Below are 18,694 nucleotides of genomic sequence, written 5' to 3'. Positions count from 1 at the left end.
AATGTCTTTATCTCCACATAAACTGCCTAATTATCAACAAGGCATAAGAGCTATGAGCCTTATTCTATCAGCGTTATAGGCGACTTGTCACCCCGACAGCCTTTTTTAACCGATTTCGCGAAAAATGAGCCGCAAAAACCCTAAATCCCTATCAGGGATTGAAACAAATTCATTAATATCCATACAGCTTCACCGATAGCGCCGGAAAAACCCTAAATCCCAATCTAAGGCTTGAAACCCTTTATTGGAAGGCTTTTGTCTCGGACAATGTAGCGATAAAAACCATAAATCCCGATCGCGGATTGAAACAAAGTACAAGCGCGCTGCAAAAAACCTAAATCCCTATCAAAGATTGAAACTAAATCGGCTATGATGTCATTTACGCTTGCACTCAGACATGACTGTTGAGTGTGAGTTGAAGCAGCGAAATACAAATTAAGCCACAATAAACCTAAATCCCATCTTCACTTAAGATGACAGTGACAATTCGGCTTTTCAATTAAAGACTCAACCAAAGCATTCAAAGCAACCGCCGCCAACAACCCGCCGCCAAAAGTCCCCACTGTCGTAATATAAGGAACGCCCGATCGCACTAACCGACGTTTCGCTACCGGAGAATGACTGAAGCCGATCGGCATTCCAATCACCAAAGCCGGTTGCAGTTCCCCGTTCGCGATCGCATCACAAACCGCCATCAGCACAGACGGCGCATATCCTACTACGATTATACATCCTTTTTCCAATTTCAATAACTTTTCAAACCACTCGCGCTCGTGCCAGAATTCCTGTTCCGCTTCCGCCGCAGCATTGATGTGCGGGTCATCAATTAAAGTTGTAATACTTGTTCCCAAATGCGCCAATCTTGTGCCATCCAAAGCCGCAAAAACAGGAGGCACATCAGCCACAATTTGACACCGATTTTTCAAAGCTTCCCGCGCCGATTTAATCGCCGTTTCGCTCAACTTCACAAACGGCAGCAGCGAACAATCACCGGATGCTAACACCAGTTTTGACAGCAAGTCTACCTCAATTTCCGAGCGATCGCTCAAATCCGGCAACAAATGCTGCAACGACTCCCCAAACGCCTCCGGGTGAGTGTGGGCCCCCGCATCCCAAGCATCCCAAAGTTGTTCCAAATGTCCCAACCCGCCCTCAGTTTCCGCCTCCAACAGCCTCAATTGAGCCAGTGCGCCCGCTTGCACCGCTTGACACGAAAGATCCCGCCCCAGCAATCCTTCGAGGGCTGAAGCCGTTTCTCGCAGGCGCACAATCTGCTGAATTACAGACAGATATTGCCGTTGAAGAGTCGCCATCACCGCGTCTGGAGAAGCCTCCGCGTCTGTTTCTAAGAGTTTGCGGATGTGAGACAGTTGAAAGCCTTGCTGCTTGAGTGCAACGATTCTTTGGAGTCTTTGCACGTCGCTGCGGGTGTACAGTCTGTAGTTAGAAGTCGATCGCACGGCGGGAGATAGCAGCCCCAAAGCGTGATAGTGCCGCACCATCCGAGGCGTAATTGTGCCTTTTACTGCGTCTGTAAGTTGTTTGATTGTTAGATATTGTTGCTGCATATTGTTGTACGGGATTTTATGATTTTTTAACCGCAGATAGGGGCGGATGTACGGGGATGCACGCGGATGTGTGTTGGTAGCTTTTCAGAGTGGATTGTATATCTGACTATCGCATTTACCCCCAATCCTAGGAGTGAATCAATTCCCCGTCTCATAGCAGAAGTCGGTTAAAACCGACTGCAAAATTAGATGCCATTTTCAGCAAACTTCAGTCGTCTTTGAGACGACTTTTGCTTTGAGAAAGGGGTTTTCAACCCCTGGCGGGCTTTCGGAGTAGCGAGTTGAACCATCGCATCTCCGAACCGCCGATGCTTAATTTATTTTAGTTTTACTCTTGACATTGACACTAATGTCAAGGTTTACGATGCAGGAGTCATTCTACCAAATCAAATTTCTCCCATAACCGAAAGCAATTTTGTTCGAGACACCCGGTAGAGGCTGCGGAAACACATAAAAGTTCCGCATCCTGACAACCAGCCGCTGGATTCAACCACGGGCTTAATTCTTCAATCCCAAATCTAAAATCCAAAATCTAAAATCCCATGACTCCCAATTCCCTCCCCATTTCTCGCCTCTCGCGCCTCGCCGAAGAACATCCCGATGCTGTGACTGCCGCCCTGTGCGGAATTCTAGTAATTTTGGGTTCGATCGCCCTACAAGTCGGTTGGCTGGGCTTAGCGGTGTTAATATTGCCCGCTGCTTACGTTATCGGCGGCTATTCCAGCACCCGCGAAGGGTTGACTACGCTGTTTGAAGAACGCGAATTAGATGTAGATTTGTTGATGATTGTGGCTGCTTTGGGCGCGGCCGGTTTGGGGCTGTGGCGGCGAGAATATCATTTAATTGTGGACGGTGCTGTTTTAATTTTAATCTTTGCAATTAGCGGCGCCCTTGAAGGTTATGCTATGCAGCGGACTGAACGGAGTATTCGCAGTTTGATGAGCTTGACTGCGGATACTGCGCGGGTGCTAATGTACGATGGGGAAAGGGAAATTGCGATCGACAAATTGGCAATTGGCGATCGTATTTTAGTCAAGCCCGGAGAAATCATCCCCACAGATGCGATAATTGTTGAAGGCTACAGCAGCCTGAATCAAGCCTCAATTACCGGCGAATCGATGCCCGTGGAAAAAACCGCCGGCGATGAAGTCTATGCAGGTACGATTAACGGTGCGGGCGCGCTACAATTGGAAGTGCACAAAAGTCCAGAAAGCAGTTTGATTCAGCGAGTGATTCGGCTGGTGCAACAAGCGCAAACAGAAGCGCCGCCTTCTCAGCAGTTTGTCGAAAAGTTCGAGCGCGGTTATGCTAAATTAATTGTCGGTTTAGGCTTGCTGCTAGCAACTTTGCCGCCCTTTGTTTTGGGCTGGAATTGGGAAGACACCATCTATCGGGCGCTGATTTTCCTAGTAGTCGCTTCTCCCTGTGCGCTGATGGCTTCGATTATGCCGGCGCTGCTGTCGGGGATTGCTAACGGCGCGAGACAGGGGATTTTGTTTAAAAGTGGCGCGCAATTAGAGATAATAGGTCAAGTTCGGGCGATCGCCTTTGACAAAACTGGAACCCTCACCACCGGAAAACCGCAAGTTATCCAAATTGTACCAGCAACCGGATATACTGAAACAGAAGTTCTGCAATTGGCTGCGGCTCTGGAAGCTCATTCCGAACACGCGATCGGCCAAGCAATTGTCCAAGCCGCAAATCAGCAACAGTTACCGTTGTCAAGTGCGATCGACGTACAAGCAAAAATCGGTCAAGGAATTGTCGGTAAAGTTAACAATCAAACCATTACTATTGGTAAAGCCGGTTTTGTCGGAGCAACTGCTGAGTTAACTGAAGTAAGTCATCAGTTGCAAGGGGAAGGAAAAACGGTTGTTTGGGTGGCAAAGGAGGATGAACTTTTAGGTATCATTGCAGTAGCAGATACAGTCCGCCCGGAAGCAGCAGCCACGATAAAACGCTTGCAAAAATTAGGCGTAGAACATATCATAATGCTGACAGGCGACAACCAGCAAACCGCTGAATATATCGCCCGCCAATTAGGCATCAATGAAGTGTACGCCGAACTTTTGCCAGAAGACAAAGTGCACCTAATTAAAAAGTTGCAAACCCAGTATCAAACCGTCGCAATGGTAGGAGACGGCATCAACGACGCCCCCGCCCTCGCCCAGGCTTCCGTGGGAATTGCGATGGGTATTTCCGGTAGCGATGTCGCTTTAGAAACTGCTGATATCGTATTAATGGCGGACAAGTTAGAACAACTAGCTAAAGCAATTAGTTTGGGGCGGCGCGCTCAAAATGTAGTCAAGCAAAACATTATTTTTGCACTCAGTTGCATTATACTGTTATTGGCTGCTAATTTTCTCGGAAATATCACAATGCCGATCGGCGTCATCGGTCATGAAGGGTCTACAGTTTTAGTAACTTTGAGTGGTTTGCGGCTGCTGAGACATTAATTAAATTACTCGTTACGAGACGAATTTGTAGGGGCGGGTTCACCAACAATTTATGATAAAAATCAACAATTTCATAAACCCGCCCTCCCCCACCAACAATAAAAATGTACCATAAATTTATTTGTAAAATGTTGATGTAAATAATCGCGGGGATGGGGCGGGTTTATGAGATTATTTGTGGGTTTCATATATGGTGGGTGAACCCGCCCCTACTATTATCGCTCAATTTTCACGATTTAATTCACTCAGAGATGTCATAATATTTTGAGCTATTTTCAAAGCGATTTTAACATCGCTTGATAATGTAAATACCGTATCCGCATAATCTGCCTTATTCCTGAACAGCCTTAATCTGCTTAAGTTCTCCCCTATTTTTATCATTTTTTTAGCTTTAGATTTATGAAAAATAAATTCTTCAGCCACATATTGATGTTCGTTAATATCAGAATTTTTGCGAGAAAGCCTAGAGTCTTGTTCAACATCGCGCAAGTAATTTCTAGCTAAGCAGAATACTGCATAGTATGATCGACTTATTGCCGATCGCAATTTTGCCTCATTATTGTCAGAATCGCCAGAGATTGCCGCCAATTCTTGGGCTAAATTCAAATATTCAGACCAATCAAATCTCATTTGACTCAAATCCCAAACTAATATGCAATTTACTATTGGTAACAGTAGTTATCTTATCCAGCCACCAAGTATCATCAAGAATCATCAATTTTTCAAAAGCTTCATCGACTTCTAGTTTAGTGTAGATCGTAATCCAGAGCGATCGCCAATTGGCAATTTCTGGATCGGTTTTCACTTCCAAGGCTAATCTTTCGCTAGGAAATAGTTCTCTAACTTGAGAATGAGCTTCTCAAATTACACTTAGCATTACTTCCTGCTCAATAATTAACTTAAAAGCTTCAAGAGGTTCTTCTACCGTGTAGAGACTTCGGATTTTATTGAAATCAGCGATTAAATAGTCAAAGGGTTCTGTTTTAATAGCTTGCTCTTGGATAGCAGTCATAATTATTGCTTCTGAATGCTTTACTTGTTAGAATTTTAGCAAAGATGGGCGCTATTGTGGAAAGCCTGTGTGTCATGCCGATCGAATTTACGCACGGGTGCCCAGAAACCGAATATGTTTGTGATGGTGATACCGAAGTATTGTCCTAAAAAAGCCGATTTCTGGTTACTCGTGAGTATTTGTAGGGTGTGGATACATCAAAAATCTCTCAACAAAGAGCGACAATTTAAGAGCGACGCACCTTATATATAAGGAATAAAAATTAAATAACTTAAGCAAATTTGTGGGATGAGCGGGAGAGCCCGTGCAGAAAGGACGGGCGGGACGCCCATCCCACAACAATCATCAAAGTGTAAGTTATTAAATTTTCATTCCTAAGGCTCAAAAAACAAATCAAAAAAATGTTGGGTTTGTTGGCGCACGGATTGTGAACCAAGAAAGGTGCGTCGCTAGGAGATTGTTTGTCACATTTAGGGATTTTCGCGACACACCCTACAACTAATTTCTCTCGCTGCGTGGCGAGAAACCGGGTTTCTATGAATATTTTTGGTTGAGTACGAAAAATTTAGGAAGAAACCCGGTTTCTGGGATTAGCAGAGAAACCGGGTTTCTATGAATATTTTCGGTTGAGTAAGAAAAATCTAGGAAGAAACCCGGTTTCTGGGATTAGCATTTTCACAAATTGATTTACAAAAATACTTAATACTTCACAGTAATTAATGAATTTGTGTCGCAATTTAAGTTTAAACTAAGAACGATCGCAAAATAAAAGTTTTCAGATTCACCAGGGAAGAGATCGGAGAAACCGGCAAACACAAGTTTTTTTCCTGAATATCATCTTCTCCTTCCCCTTCCCCTTCACTTTGTGTAGGAGGCTATATGAACGAAAATGTCATTAGGGCCACGCGAAACGTTGCAATTGTTGGCCCTTATTTAAGCGGTAAAACCGCACTTCTCGAAAGTTTGCTGTCGGTGACAGGGACGATTACTCGCAAGGGTAATGCTAAGGATGGTAATACGGTAGGTGACAGTTCGCCCGAAGCGCGCGATCGCAAAATGAGCGTAGAAGTAAACGCCGCGAGCACCGAATACGAAAACGTCCGCTTCACATTTCTTGACTGTCCCGGCTCGATCGAATTTGTCCAAGAAACTTACAATGCACTTATCGGTGTCGATGCAGCCGTGATTGTTTGCGAACCGGTTGCCGATCGCACTTTAACCCTCGCCCCGCTGTTCAAATTCCTCGACGATTGGGAAATTCCCCACCTAGTTTTCATCAATAAGATCGATCGCGCTTGCACAGACGAAACCACCTGCGGTAGCAACTTCACCGACGTACTCAACGCGCTCAAATCCGTTTCTAGCAGACCAATTGTACCTCACCAATACCCGATCGGCAAAAACGAACAAATCATCGGTTTTATCGACTTAGTAACCGAACAAGCTTACCACTATCACTCCGGCGCACCCGCAGATCCAGTCCCGCTTCCCGAACACCTCAAAGCACAAGAAAGCGCCGCGCGTCAGGAAATGCTCGAAGAATTAGCCAATTTTGACGATCGTTTACTCGAAGAATTGCTGGAAGAAATCAATCCCGATGCTGAAGAGATTACCCGCGATTTCAAGATGGAATTAGGCGCTGATTTAATAGTGCCCGTATTCATCGGTATCGCCGAACAAGATTTCGGCGTGCGGCCTCTGCTGGAAGCTTTACTCAGAGAAGCGCCGACACCGGAAACTACAGCAGAGCGACGCGGTTTTATACAAGGTGAAAACAAGGTTCTCGGTCAAATTCTCAAAACCTATTACACGCCTCAAGGAGGTAAGCTATCGTTAGTGAGAATCTGGCGGGGAACCCTGACAGATGGAGCAGTTTTGAACGGGGTTCGAGTTAACGGTTTGTACCGATTGACCGGCCAGCAAACGCAAAGTTTGCAGTCCGTCAGTGCCGGGAAAATTGTCGCTGTAGGCAGGCTGGAAGGCTTGAGAACAGGCGATGTGCTGGGTTCTGACGAATTCTTGCCAAAAGCAGAAATCATCTCGCCTGTGTACGCACTGGCGATCGTCCCCGAAAAGCGCAATGATGAAGTTAAGTTGAGTTCTGCCTTAGCTAAACTATTAGAAGAAGACCCATCTTTAGTTTGGGAACAGCACGGAGATACTCACGAAGTTATACTTTGGGGTCAAGGCGAAATTCATCTGAAAGTAGCCTTAGATAGGTTGCGCCGCAAGTACAATTTGCCGATGGTAACTCACTTACCGCAAGTACCGTACAAAGAAACCATCCGCAAACCCGCATCATCCATTCACGGGCGCTACAAACACCAAAGCGGCGGACACGGACAGTTTGGCGACGTGTACCTCGATATCGCACCGCAGCCTCGCGGAGAAGGTTTCAATTTCACTGACAAAATAGTCGGCGGAGTCGTTCCAAAACAGTATATTCCCGGCGTTGAAGTGGGAGTGCGCGAATATTTGGATCGCGGCCCGTTGGGTTTTCCCGTGGTAGATGTATCAGTGACTCTGACTAACGGTTCCTATCATTCTGTTGATAGTTCGGAACAAGCTTTTAAGCAGGCGGCGCGGTTGGCGATGCAGTCGGGGATGGAGAAGTGCGAATCAACTTTGCTGGAGCCGATCGCCAAAGTTGAAATTTGCGCTCCCAACGAGTGTACATCAAAGGTGTTGCAGTTGGTCAGCGGACATCGCGGTCAAATTCTCGGCTATGAGGGTAAAGCAGACTGGAAGGGATGGGATGCTGTTTCGGCTTATTTGCCGATCGCCGAAATGCAGAATTTGATCGTAGAATTGCGATCGCAGACGATGGGAGTCGGATTTTTTAACTGGGAGTTCGATCGATTACAAGAAGTACCGGAACCTTTGGCTAAGCGGGTTTTGCTTACGACTGGTGGGAATGGGAATGGTAACGGTAAAAATTAAGCTGTAGCGGCGGGTTCACCAACCATATATAACGATGACCAACAATATATAAAAACCCGCCCCATCCCACCATAAATCTGAATGTACATTGATATTGTTTGTTGGGTGGGGCGGGTTTTTGAGATTGTTTGTTGGGTGGCGATTATGGTTGGTTAACCCGCCCCTACAGCATTAAAAACACTTTTCAATTCATGTTGGGTGGGGTGGGTTTACTTTAAGAACTCGGGTATCTAGCGTTCACTACCAACCTTGTTTTAAACTGGTTTAGCCCACGACAGCCAAGTTTCCATCGGGCGGAAACCGACTGATTGGTAAAGCTTTGTTGCACCTGTCAAACTGTCGGCATCGACGCTGAGTTTAGCTGTATTTGCACCCGCCGCTTTTAAGGTGTGCAAACCAGCTAGCAGCATCGCTTTTCCTAAGCCCATTTTGCGAAAGTCCCGCCGCGTACCCAATAGTTCAATCCAACCGTCTTTTGCGTCGCTGCGGGGGTTTTTTTGGGGTTTGATTTGACAGTCGCAAAATGCTGCAAATTTACGATCGCCCGAAACAGCAATTAAGTCTAATTCCGGCTGATAATTCTCGTCTTGCATCCAGTATCGCACGGTTTCGGCTGTTAAATCGTGGTGGTTCCAGTGATCGATAAATGACTGGTTGAACATTTCTACCCAGGGTTGGATGTCTTTTTCCCCGGATACGTGCGTCAGGGCAAAATCTGCGGGAAATTCGGGTGCGGGAATTGGTTCGGCGAGCGATCGCGTCATTGTGAGAAAATAGCGATCGACTTCAAAGCCCTCTTTCTCTAACAGCCGCATCTCGTCGCTTTCATCTTCCCGACTGTAGGTACGCAATTTCGCGGGCAAATTCCGTTGTTTCGAGACTTCGCCCAGGCGCTTTTCGCCCCATTTAATGATATCTTTTTCCAAATCTTGGCCGCGCGCCTTTGGATGCACGTAAAACCAGAGACAGCCGTCTATTTCATCCTGGGAATCGGGCATATCTAGGAGTGCTAAACCAATTAGTCTGTAGTTTCCGTCTTCCCACAACTGTACGTCGCGGGCTTTGTCGAGTGTGGGGGCGTCGAGTACAAGCTTTACTTCGCTGGCGGATACTTCTTCGCCGACTCCATCGACTGCTTCGCAAGCATCGATTAAATTGGCGATCGCGCACCAGTCACTTTCACCTTTGTAGGAGCGTGTTGTCAAGATATTCATAGAAAACTTTGCAATCCGTAAATTCGGACTGTTCCTGTTAGTGGGTATTGGCAAATGAGTACAGTAATTTGGACATTTTGCACAAATGTCGGTAACAGCCAAGATGCCTGTTCCACAAATGGACATTTTGCACAAATGTCGGTAACAGGTAATATGCCTGTTCCACAGCTTTTAGTTGTTGAGAATGGTGTTGATAAAACTCAGAAACCTGTTTATATCACCCAGGCTTTCAGGTTTTATCTCATGGCGCAATCATAAAAATTGGTTTGCCCTTTTGGGCTAGTTTTGTATTTGAGTTGCCGATCCGAGAAACGCCCAACGTTCGCAAGCAGCGCGCTGGAAGTTATCGAGGCTGATGCTCGATCAACTATTATTTAAATAAATTTGATACAGCTAAGTAAAGAAGTTTTCACCCCCACCGGGTAGTTGATTTTTACTTGTACTCTGTTTTACAATAAATCCTGTTGCAGGGATTTGTTGCTCCTCCTGTTTGCTCGCCCGATCGGGGGAGGGGAGAATTTGAACTTATTAAAAAGTTGCCTTATTCAACTATAACCGCTCAGGTTTTTTTTGGCAAGTTTGAGGCAAGGGGAGTTTTGTTTCTATTAACTGTCTCCCGGATTGGGCGATATAAGCATTGCACTTTTAACCGAGCATAAGTGTATTTTTTATAACTTTTTGCGGCACTTGAAGATTTAATTTTATCCTAACGTTAAACTAACGTTAAACTGCTGTCTCAGATTTGCATGAGGTCAATATGCTCGACAACCTCGATTTAGATATTTCCTTGGACAAAGAAACCTATGATGCCAAAATCGAAGTTTTAATGCAGCAGTTGCGATCGCTCCAACAGACCTGCTGGGAAAAAAAACTGCCTGCAATCATCGTACTCGAAGGCTGGGCGGCCGCCGGCAAAGGCGCCCTGGTCAAAAAAATGGTGGGGTACATGGATCCGCGGGGGTTTGCCGTCCACCCGATTTGGCCGCCGTCAGAGGCAGAAATGGGCTATCCTTTCCTGTGGCGGTTTTGGGAGAAACTGCCGGCGCGAGGGCGGATTGGTTTTTTCTACCACAGTTGGTACACTCATGTTTTAGAAGACCGATTGTTCCAGAGAGTTTCTGACGCCGAAGTACCGACAGTCATCAGGCAAATCAACGCCTTCGAGCGGCAGATGGTAGATGACGGCGCGGCAATTGCCAAATTTTGGATTCACCTGAGCAAAAAAGAACTCAAGCACAGGCTCAAAAAACTAGAAGACGACAGCTTACAAGCTTGGCGAGTGCGGCCCGAAGATTGGAAACAAGCCAAAAAATACCAAGAATACACAACTTTGGCCGAAGAAATGGTAACTCAAACCGGCACGGGCCCGGCACCTTGGACGCTAGTAGAAGGGGACTGTCAGCGCTGGGCGAGAGTCAAAGTTTTAACGCAAATGGCAGCGACAATTACAGAAGCCCTAGACAGACTCCCGACGCAATCTGCACCACTGAAATTGCCACCTCAAGAAAGCTTGTCACCCACCGAACCCAACTTGCTCGCCCAAGTAGATTTGACTCAATCGCTGTCGCCAGACGAATACAAACAGGAACTTCGCGCAGCACAAACCAGTTTTGGCAAACTGCAACAAAGCATCGACGAAGATGAAATCCCTGTCTTAGTGCTGTTTGAAGGTTGGGACGCCGCCGGTAAAGGAGGCGCGATCAAACGCTTGACGGACATCCTAGACCCCCGCAGTTACACCGTTAATCCGTTTGCTGCCCCCACGGATGAAGAAAAATCTCACCACTACCTCTGGCGGTTCTGGCGGCGGTTGCCGACTGCTGGTAAAATCAGCATTTGCGATCGCAGTTGGTATGGTAGAGTGCTGGTCGAACGAGTGGAAGGATTTGCCACCGAACCCGAATGGCGCCGAGCTTACCAGGAAATTAACGAATTTGAGGAGCAACTCACCAGTTTCGGTTGTGTCGTAGTTAAATTCTGGCTGCACATCAGTCCAGACGAGCAACTAAAGCGGTTTACAGAGCGAGAAAAAAATCCATTTAAACAATACAAACTCACTCCTGAAGATTGGCGGAATCGCCAAAAGTGGAATTATTATGAAGTGGCGGTGAATCAAATGGTTCAGCGCACCAGCACCCCGTCAGCTCCCTGGACTATAATTGCGGCCGATAACAAGTATTATGCTCGTGTTAAAGTAATTCAAACGGTAACGCAGGCAATTCGGAATCAACTGAAACGCCGATAAATTGGGATTGGTGAACGGGTAACAGGTAATGGGAAAAATAGCAGCAGCACAAATCAGGCTTGAATTGCCAAGTCAATTTCACCTGCCGCCGGCTCCATCCATTATCAATTACCGATCGACCATTAACCAACTATCGATTACCAATTATCTGTCAGCAATCTGTGACCCGCCCCAAAACGGGTACAACCCCCCAACGCTATGAGTGTGGAGAGCCTAAAATTTTAGACCAAAGTGCAAGCTCCTAGATTCATCTGTGGAGTCAATCTAAAATCTAAAATTTAAAATTTAAAATCGACTGACTGGAAGTAGCGGGATCTCCTTGCGTGCAACCAATAGTTGATAGCTGACCGGAATAGAGCATTTCTCAGAAATGCGATCGAACTGTGCGATCGGCCAAAGTTAACAACCCAACTCAACCGATGCCCGTATTTGCTCCCGCAGCTAAATTAGCGCTCGTTCCACACTTCCGTACTAATTTATGAAGACACAGAATATTGCAAGATGCCTGAACTATTCGCTCGCATTCTATTTCTATTCCTCCTCTTCTCACTGATCAAATCGTGGTGGGATCAATCAGGAGGCAAAGACAATCCTTTAATAGATCGGCTGCGCGTTTTGCTGCTGATCAGCCTTTTGTTCCTCGCTTTTTTTGCCCCAGACACGCCAGTCGGAGCGGCGATTTTCGGCTTAATAGCTTTCTTCTTTAAGCCGCTAGGTTTTGCGATCTCACTGTTGGTGATTGCATCGGCGCTGATCACGAACGGGGGCATCCGCAACCCGGCGCCGAGAATGATCCTGGCTGCGCTGCTGGTTTTGATTCTGTCGAGTATGCCAGTGGTGGCTTATTGGTTCGCAGATCAAGCAGAACGAGATGCCGCAGCCCGCACAGTTTGCTGCGATGAAACAGCAGCGGCGATCGTCCTGCTGGGCAAGGGAACGACTAACAGTCACAACGCTAACCGAGAAGCAATTCAACTGACAGACACAGGCAATCGCTTGCCCTATGCTGCTGTTTTGTACAAAAAAGAACTAGCACCTTTGGTGATTGTTAGTGCTGGGCCCAGAGCAAATTTACAGAATGATACTGGCGAAGCTAAAGATATCCAAACTTTGCTGGCAAGCAACATGGGCGTGCCGCGCAACAATATCGTTCTCGACGATAATGGCAGGAACATACGCACCAGCGCCGAGGAAGTGAGAAAAATCCTCGACAGCCGCGGCGTCGGGCGCAAAGTAATCCTGGTAACATCTGCAATTCAGATGCGACGTGCCAGCCTCGCTTTTGCGAATATGGGAATCCAGGTGATTCCTAGAGCTACGGACTTCTACACTTACCAGCCAGTGTCAGGAGGGCATTCCAAACTGCGCTTAGACGCGGCAGATTTCCTGCCCAGTGCAGAAGCTTTGGTAACTACGACACGAGTATTCGATGAATATTTCGGGTCTGTTTATTACTATTTGCGCGGCTGGCAGGCTCCCAGAGCCTAAAGCGGCAAGTTGGTGGTGTTTTTTTGAGGCAACACCGACTGCTCCCCAGATTGGTTTAACATTTCCTGAGAATGAGACCTTTGTGGGGGGCTGTATTTTCTCATTCCGGCGGGATCGCCGACGGCAAAGTTGGCAGTTAATAAAAACACCGCCCAAAATATAGGCTCCTCCCACTTAGATTTTGTTGGAGTTGGTGCTGGCGTTGTGACTGATTCAACGTTTACTTTGATATCTAATTTGCCTTCAATTTCTTTGCCTTTGAGAACTCCGTCCTTGCAGACACCCTTAAAAATCATCGGAGCGGGTTTTGGTGCTTCTGCTGCATCTGTTTTCGGTTCGTCTGCCATTTTTTTTATCCTGGGTTTGAGTAGATCCGATTGGATAGTAGATTCTCAGAGGTTCGGGGGTTTTCCGGAAAGGATTGCGCGAACTCTGAAAAAATTAAATTAAATATGCACCCCGCCCCTGATTGGGGATTAAAAATAAGAAGTTGAAGGCATTTCAAGCTAGTCCTTGTTGATTTTGGGTAGCAGCGCTGCCTTGATGCTGCTACCTATCTATCTGGGTGAAAGGGAGGTTTTTATGCAAAGTACAGATTTTTAGGAAAATTTTGTCAATAATATTGATTAGCTGCCCGCAGGCGGTAACGATCGCAGCCTGAAAGCCGATCGCACTTGCTCTCATATTATGTCCGGTCAATTACCATAACAATCAAAGTTAGCGCCTGCGGACTGAAGTCCGCACTACGAACCAATTTTATTGCGATAGAGCGATCGCACTTGCTCTCACCTCACAAACCGGGTTTTTCCCGGAGCTCAAGTGTCGCAATGTGCTTTAAAAACAGGGTTTCTGGTTCACAAGGGCGATCGTAAATATTTAAATAACCGAAAGTGAAAACACCCACCAGCAAACTATCTTCCCTGGAACCAGAACAACTGGCAGCTTGGGCAATAGAGGCAATTAATCGCAGTAAATCCGGTAAAATCCCCGCATACGTACCTCTCCTTGCCCAAGCCGACAGACAATGGTTTGCCGTGCAAATTCGGGCAATTGACGGTCAAATTTTGAGCTGGGGTAGCGCTGCTACCACATTCCCGCTGATGAGCGCAGTCAAACCTTTCGTCTTGCTTTACTTGCTGTGCGAATTGGGTGAAAAAGCAGTTTTTGACTGCGTGGGCTGCGAGCCTTCGGAACTTCCTTTCAATTCTCTGACTCAACTCGAAAGGGATAAAGGGAAGCCGAGAAATCCGATGATTAATAGCGGGGCGATCGCTCTAGCGTCTTTGATTCCCGGTGAAAATGCGGTTGAACGCTGTCAAAACCTGCGAACTTGGCTGAACCAACAGGCAAAAAGTCAGCTATTTGTTGACGAGTTAATGCTCGATTCAGTGAATGCTATGCCGAATCAAAAAAATTGGGATCTTGCCTTAGCAATGGTAGAATCTGGTTATCTACAAAACTCGGAAATTGCGTTAGAAACCTACAATCGCGTTTGCTGTTTGTCTGGAAGTGTAGAGGATTTGGCGAAGCTGGGAATGGTGTTGGTAAATGGTGGTGAAGCGATCGCGGAAAACTGTCGCACTGTGAAAGCGCTGATGGCTACTTGCGGTTTGTATGAAGCATCGGCCCGCTTTGCGCTGCGGGTGGGAATTCCCGCTAAGTCGGGTGTTAGCGGGGCTTTGTTGTCGGTTATTCCGGGCGAAGGGGCGATCGCCTCCTACAGTCCGCCTTTGAATAAAGAGGGAAATTCTGTCGGCGGTTTGTTTCTGTTGGAACAAATAGCTAAATCTTTGCGGCTGAGTATATTTGATTAGATTGGGTAATTGGTAATTGGTAATTGGGAATTGGGAATTGGGAATTGGGAATTGGGAAGAAGGCCCGCGCAGGACATTGTTATTTGTTATTTGTTATTTGTCCGATGTTATTTGTTAGTGGCTACCAATAACCAACTACCAATAACCAACTACCAATAACCAACTACCAATAACCAATAACCAATAACCAATAACCAATAACCAATAACAACTGTCAACTGTCAACTGTCAACTGACTACTGACTACTGCTTTTCACCCAAAATAGCATAAACCACAGTTTCTTCTTTTTTGCCGCGCAATTGAATCGCTCCTACTTTTTGCCCTTCGTAGCGATCGCGCACGTAAGCAAAAGTTCTCCCCGTCACCAACAAATTAAAAGGACTGTCAGAAATAATTTCCTTATTCATCGCCTCCAATCTAGCCGCAACGTTGACAGCATCGCCGATTACAGAATAATTCAAACGCCGGGAACCGCCGACGCTGCCGGCAACTAACTGTCCGGTATGCAAACCAATGCCAAACTTAATTAAAGGTTTGCGGTCAATTCTAAGCTGCTCGTTGATTTTGTGCAGCTTTTCGTGCATGGCGATGCAAGCTGCTACGGCATTTAAAGCATCTTGTTGAATTTCGGGATATTCTGTGTGGCAAAAAGGTACACCAAAAACTGCCATAATTGCATCACCAATGTATTTATCGACAACGCCGCCGTGATCCATAATACAGTCGGTCATCGCTTCCAAATAATGGTTCAGCCAGGTGAGCAAATCCCGCGGCCGCATTTTTTCGGAAATTGAAGTAAAACTGCGAATATCCATAAACAGCACAGTTGCTGTAAGTTCTTGAGGTTCGAGTTCTCCCTGTTCAAATATCTCTGCTTTGCGTTCCCAAATAAGCTGAGCAGTTTCGGGGGCGACGTGTTTTTCAAATAACCTCATTAACTGCTGTTTTTCGTACTGTTCCCGCACTTGTAAAGCAGTACCAGATAAAATGAGGGTGCCGATGGGTGCGGCAACGGGAAGCCACCAAAAATAGTAGCCAAATAATACAGCAGCAGCCGTAACCCAAATTACAGGTAAACCAAGGGCGATCGCAATTCTTGCTTTAACACCTCGGTTGCACAGCACCGAAGTAGTAAGGGGGCCAATCCCCAACAATAACAAAATTTCTAGCGCTGCGGGCAGTCGCTTTAGCAATCGCTGATTGAGCAAATTGTCAACTAAAGCTGCATATAAATAAACCCCAGCAGTAGTCTTGTTCAGAGGTGTAGATATCTGGTCAAAACCCGTAGCGACTAGACCGACTAAGACTAATTTATCAGCTAAAGCATTTTCAGGAATTCTACCTTCTACAACATCCACAAAAGCATAGGTACGTAGATTTTCTGTTTTCCCGGGCCAGTTAACCCAGACTGTTTGTTCCTGCATATTTTGTGGCTGCGGCAGCAATACAGGATTTTGCGGGTTAGCAGCGTTGTACCTCTGAGTCATTACTAAACCGAAGTTAGGAATGGAGTCGAGAAATATTTTTGAATCGCGGCTAACGCCGTCGCTGTTCGGTTCGTGCATTATATGTCCGACACCTGCGGCGGCTGCTTTTAAAGATGCTACTGGTTGTTCTTGGGTGGTTCTTGGGAGTACAACTTTGCCATTTGTGGCGATCGCAGCGGCTAACATTTCATCTTTCGGACTCGGATCGAGGAAAAGAATGTCGAAACCAACTGCTGTGGGGGGAAATTTTTTTAAAGCTGACAGCAGGGCGGCGTAGCGATTGCGCGACCACGGAAATTGACCGTATTCCTGCAAGCTTTGGGGTTCGATCGCAATTACCGCAATTCTCTCATCCCAACCCGGATTTGGCAAAACTCCCGATTCTCGAATTTGAAATAGGGTTTTGTATCCCAAATATTCAAGGGGTTTCCACATTCCCAATTGCAGCATGGCGACAGACATTATTCCTGCTACGGCGCCTGTCAGCCAGGGAGGATTTGTGATGAGATATTGCCGGATGCCAATCAGTTGATTGTGTTTCAGATGCTCGATCAATTGTTTGAACTTCATTCAATTAATTTGACGCAATAATTGACATTCGATGCTGATGTTCGGATAATACCGGGCGGTTGAAACCGCGTCTAGACAAACAAAACCCGCCTCCGCGGGTTGAAACCAGACCGATATTTCAGATGATAATACCGGGCGCTTGAAACCGCCGTCCGATCTAGATCAGTTGTTTAGGGAACTGCGAGGTTGTAATGCTTTTCTCTGACGGACGATCCTCTCACTACAATTTTGAGGCGGCGGCTGGCCGGTAAAATTCCTTGGATTTTGAATTTACCTTCTCGATCGATCTTAATGGCTTGGTTGTTGACATAAATTATGTCGATCGGGTTAATTTGACCGCTGAGGCGATAGATATTCCCACCGAGTCTCGACAAACTGCGGACTTTGAGATCGGCTAAGCGAGGGCTGGCTGATGGCGGTGCGGGGGGAGTTTGAGGGAAAATTTCCGTGGCGTTACCGCCGTTGACAACTACTTCGGAGTCGTTTTTGCCAGATACTCCGACTGAACCTTCAATGGTTTCGACTCCGGTTTTGCCGTCTGGGCCGACGCTGACGCCAAAGGATGTACCCCTGACTCCGGCAACGCCTTCGGGGGTTTCAACCCTGACTGGGGCGGTTCTGGGAGATTTTTTTTGTTGGGCTATTTGATTGGTTTCGGCAATTGGGCTGAATGTATTTAAGGCGGCAATTTGCTTGGGTAGGATAATTGCTGAGGTTTGAGCTGCGGCTGTGGGCGCAGCAGTTTTGCCGATCGACAATCTCACTCGTCCCCTGCTGACAAAAATAGCTGTGTCGTTTTCGCCTGAAGTGCTTGACAAATCGGATATTCTAACTGCGGTTTTTTCGGCAACTTCAACGATGCCGGTGTTGTTGTCGATCGCTAAGCGGGCTGTGGAATCGGGGTCGGTGATGATTTCGTCTCCGGGGGCGAGGAGCCGATCGCCGACGACGGCGGGCCGCCCTTTAAAGGTTACTGTACCGCGAATTTCTTGAATTTCTAGCGATCGGCCTGTCGCTGTTCCCTGAGCGTTGATTGTCTTGGTTGGGGATGGATTGGCTGCCGCTATTACCGGAAATTTTGGAGACTTTGAGCCTGTTGGTGGTGCTGGCGGTCGATCGACCGAGATAATTTTAGTAGGGTTTGACTGCTGTTTGGGGGATGGAGACAGCGGACTGGCGATCGTAGGGCGAAAGGCTGGAAGACAGGCCAGCACAGCTAAGGACAAACTTAGGAGTGGAATTTTGGTCGATCGCCAGCAAGTAAAAATTTTATTCATATTTTCTATTTTGTCATGTTGAAGTTCTTAGACTTCATTTGCTTTATTAGACTTCTTAAATCCGGAAATCGTTCCATTTTTTTTGCCATAAAACAGCAGCCAAAATAAGCTTTCTCAGCAACAAAGCTTACCATTAAATCTTCTTTTTATTGTCAAAATTTAGTAAACTGTTACAACGAGGCAGTTTCCTCAGATTTGATGTGTAATTTTTGGGTTCCCCAGACCAAGAGTCTTGCAGAACAAGAGTTTTCGCCGCTCTCAATAGGAAAGAGCGAATATTTATATATAGCAAACATAAAATTAATTACTGCTAGTAAAGGTCTTTTGGCTTCGGCCGGAAGGATGAATAATTGGGAAGAAATCCTGTAGTTGTGGCAATTAATAAAAAGATTCCCTTTGGGAAGTGATAAAAAATAATTATATAAGTGGTGCGGCTGGCTTTGGGAGTGGAGCTTGTGCCTGTGCAACCAACGCAGGCTGGGCCGAGCGACAAGGGGGCAAAGATCGAGCAACTCCGACTAGAATAGCTGGTAAAAGTATAGTCATCTATTACATGACATGGGAGGCTTCAAGTCCCTCCCCTTTCGCTTTCACTTCGAGCGGATTAACCCGCCTCGGCTGA

The 18,694-nt window shown here is 46.5% G+C and carries 14 protein-coding genes; 6 read left to right on the top strand and 8 right to left on the bottom strand.

The features are described from left to right. Positions 1 to 464 precede the first annotated feature (464 nt). Positions 465 to 1,568, bottom strand: coding sequence for a precorrin-8X methylmutase (locus tag JGK16_RS28510; protein WP_293193404.1), 1,104 nt, complete (start codon positions 1,566 to 1,568; stop codon positions 465 to 467). Between the two features lie 542 nt (positions 1,569 to 2,110). On the opposite strand from JGK16_RS28510, the gene JGK16_RS28505 reads away from it, so the two are divergent. Next, entirely contained in the window at positions 2,111 to 4,024 is a 1,914-nt protein-coding gene (locus JGK16_RS28505; RefSeq protein ID WP_293193403.1) for a heavy metal translocating P-type ATPase, read from the top strand. Between the two features lie 222 nt (positions 4,025 to 4,246). On the opposite strand, the gene JGK16_RS28500 is transcribed toward JGK16_RS28505, so the two are convergent. Genes JGK16_RS28500 through JGK16_RS28490 form a run of 3 tightly spaced genes read right to left on the bottom strand, consistent with a single transcriptional unit; the run spans position 4,247 to position 5,036 of the window. Further along, entirely contained in the window at positions 4,247 to 4,654 is a 408-nt protein-coding gene (locus JGK16_RS28500) for a HEPN domain-containing protein (RefSeq protein WP_293193402.1), read from the bottom strand. Beyond that, positions 4,644 to 4,835: a hypothetical protein gene (locus tag JGK16_RS28495; RefSeq protein WP_293193401.1), complete on the bottom strand. Its 192-nt coding sequence runs from the start codon at positions 4,833 to 4,835 to the stop codon at positions 4,644 to 4,646. The genes JGK16_RS28500 and JGK16_RS28495 overlap by 11 nt, the downstream gene beginning before the upstream one ends. A 48-nt stretch (positions 4,836 to 4,883) precedes the next feature. Further along, positions 4,884 to 5,036, bottom strand: coding sequence for a hypothetical protein (locus JGK16_RS28490; RefSeq protein ID WP_293193400.1), 153 nt, complete (start codon positions 5,034 to 5,036; stop codon positions 4,884 to 4,886). A gap of 879 nt (positions 5,037 to 5,915) precedes the next feature. Here JGK16_RS28490 and JGK16_RS28485 point away from each other — a divergent pair. Then, complete coding sequence (locus JGK16_RS28485) at positions 5,916 to 7,976, top strand: elongation factor G (protein WP_293193399.1); 2,061 nt, start codon at positions 5,916 to 5,918, stop codon at positions 7,974 to 7,976. A gap of 254 nt (positions 7,977 to 8,230) precedes the next feature. Here the strand turns inward: JGK16_RS28485 and JGK16_RS28480 are convergent, their stop codons facing one another. Next, positions 8,231 to 9,190 carry a GNAT family N-acetyltransferase gene (locus JGK16_RS28480; protein WP_293193398.1) on the bottom strand — a complete coding sequence of 320 codons (960 nt, stop codon included), beginning with the start codon at positions 9,188 to 9,190 and terminating at the stop codon, positions 8,231 to 8,233. 54 nt (positions 9,191 to 9,244) lie between these two features. Between JGK16_RS28480 and JGK16_RS28475 the strand changes: the two genes are divergently transcribed. The 3 genes from JGK16_RS28475 (at position 9,245) to JGK16_RS28465 (ending at position 12,923) form a co-directional block, all read left to right on the top strand. After that, positions 9,245 to 9,448 (top strand): hypothetical protein, encoded by a 204-nt coding sequence (locus tag JGK16_RS28475; protein WP_293186248.1) that lies wholly within the window; start codon positions 9,245 to 9,247, stop codon positions 9,446 to 9,448. Positions 9,449 to 9,947: 499 nt separating this feature from the next. Then, positions 9,948 to 11,435, top strand: a complete 1,488-nt coding sequence (gene pap, locus JGK16_RS28470) for a polyphosphate:AMP phosphotransferase (protein WP_293193397.1) — start codon at positions 9,948 to 9,950, stop codon at positions 11,433 to 11,435. Positions 11,436 to 11,936: 501 nt separating this feature from the next. Beyond that, entirely contained in the window at positions 11,937 to 12,923 is a 987-nt protein-coding gene (locus JGK16_RS28465; RefSeq protein ID WP_293186244.1) for a YdcF family protein, read from the top strand. Here JGK16_RS28465 and JGK16_RS28460 read toward each other — a convergent pair. Then, complete coding sequence (locus JGK16_RS28460) at positions 12,920 to 13,270, bottom strand: hypothetical protein (protein ID WP_293186242.1); 351 nt, start codon at positions 13,268 to 13,270, stop codon at positions 12,920 to 12,922. The two genes, JGK16_RS28465 and JGK16_RS28460, sit on opposite strands and share 4 nt — an antisense overlap. A 543-nt stretch (positions 13,271 to 13,813) precedes the next feature. Between JGK16_RS28460 and glsA the strand changes: the two genes are divergently transcribed. After that, positions 13,814 to 14,737 (top strand): glutaminase A, encoded by a 924-nt coding sequence (gene glsA, locus JGK16_RS28455; RefSeq protein WP_293193396.1) that lies wholly within the window; start codon positions 13,814 to 13,816, stop codon positions 14,735 to 14,737. 243 nt (positions 14,738 to 14,980) lie between these two features. Here glsA and JGK16_RS28450 read toward each other — a convergent pair whose 3' ends face one another. Together JGK16_RS28450 and JGK16_RS28445 are read right to left on the bottom strand one after the other, a co-directional pair. Beyond that, positions 14,981 to 16,795, bottom strand: coding sequence for an adenylate/guanylate cyclase domain-containing protein (locus tag JGK16_RS28450; RefSeq protein ID WP_293186238.1), 1,815 nt, complete (start codon positions 16,793 to 16,795; stop codon positions 14,981 to 14,983). Between the two features lie 170 nt (positions 16,796 to 16,965). Further along, the gene (locus JGK16_RS28445; RefSeq protein ID WP_293186237.1) at positions 16,966 to 18,072 is read right to left on the bottom strand and encodes a FecR family protein; all 1,107 of its coding nucleotides are present in this window, start codon (positions 18,070 to 18,072) and stop codon (positions 16,966 to 16,968) included. Positions 18,073 to 18,694 lie beyond the last annotated feature (622 nt).

It is taken from the genome of Microcoleus sp. PH2017_09_SFU_O_A, assembly GCF_020738625.1.
Taxonomy (GTDB): Bacteria; Cyanobacteriota; Cyanobacteriia; order Cyanobacteriales; family Microcoleaceae; genus Microcoleus.
This window is presented reverse-complemented; position numbering and strand designations above follow the sequence as displayed.

Bases quoted from the DNA above. Each gene is read 5' to 3' on its own strand.
- JGK16_RS28510 (WP_293193404.1), bottom strand. From the start codon at position 1,568: ATGCAGCAACAATATCTAACAATCAAACAACTTACAGACGCAGTAAAA.
- JGK16_RS28505 (WP_293193403.1), top strand. From the start codon at position 2,111: ATGACTCCCAATTCCCTCCCCATTTCTCGCCTCTCGCGCCTCGCCGAA.
- JGK16_RS28500 (WP_293193402.1), bottom strand. From the start codon at position 4,654: ATGAGATTTGATTGGTCTGAATATTTGAATTTAGCCCAAGAATTGGCG.
- JGK16_RS28490 (WP_293193400.1), bottom strand. From the start codon at position 5,036: ATGACTGCTATCCAAGAGCAAGCTATTAAAACAGAACCCTTTGACTAT.
- JGK16_RS28485 (WP_293193399.1), top strand. From the start codon at position 5,916: ATGAACGAAAATGTCATTAGGGCCACGCGAAACGTTGCAATTGTTGGC.
- JGK16_RS28480 (WP_293193398.1), bottom strand. From the start codon at position 9,190: ATGAATATCTTGACAACACGCTCCTACAAAGGTGAAAGTGACTGGTGC.
- JGK16_RS28475 (WP_293186248.1), top strand. From the start codon at position 9,245: ATGAGTACAGTAATTTGGACATTTTGCACAAATGTCGGTAACAGCCAA.
- pap (WP_293193397.1), top strand. From the start codon at position 9,948: ATGCTCGACAACCTCGATTTAGATATTTCCTTGGACAAAGAAACCTAT.
- JGK16_RS28465 (WP_293186244.1), top strand. From the start codon at position 11,937: ATGCCTGAACTATTCGCTCGCATTCTATTTCTATTCCTCCTCTTCTCA.
- JGK16_RS28460 (WP_293186242.1), bottom strand. From the start codon at position 13,270: ATGGCAGACGAACCGAAAACAGATGCAGCAGAAGCACCAAAACCCGCT.
- JGK16_RS28450 (WP_293186238.1), bottom strand. From the start codon at position 16,795: ATGAAGTTCAAACAATTGATCGAGCATCTGAAACACAATCAACTGATT.
- JGK16_RS28445 (WP_293186237.1), bottom strand. From the start codon at position 18,072: ATGAATAAAATTTTTACTTGCTGGCGATCGACCAAAATTCCACTCCTA.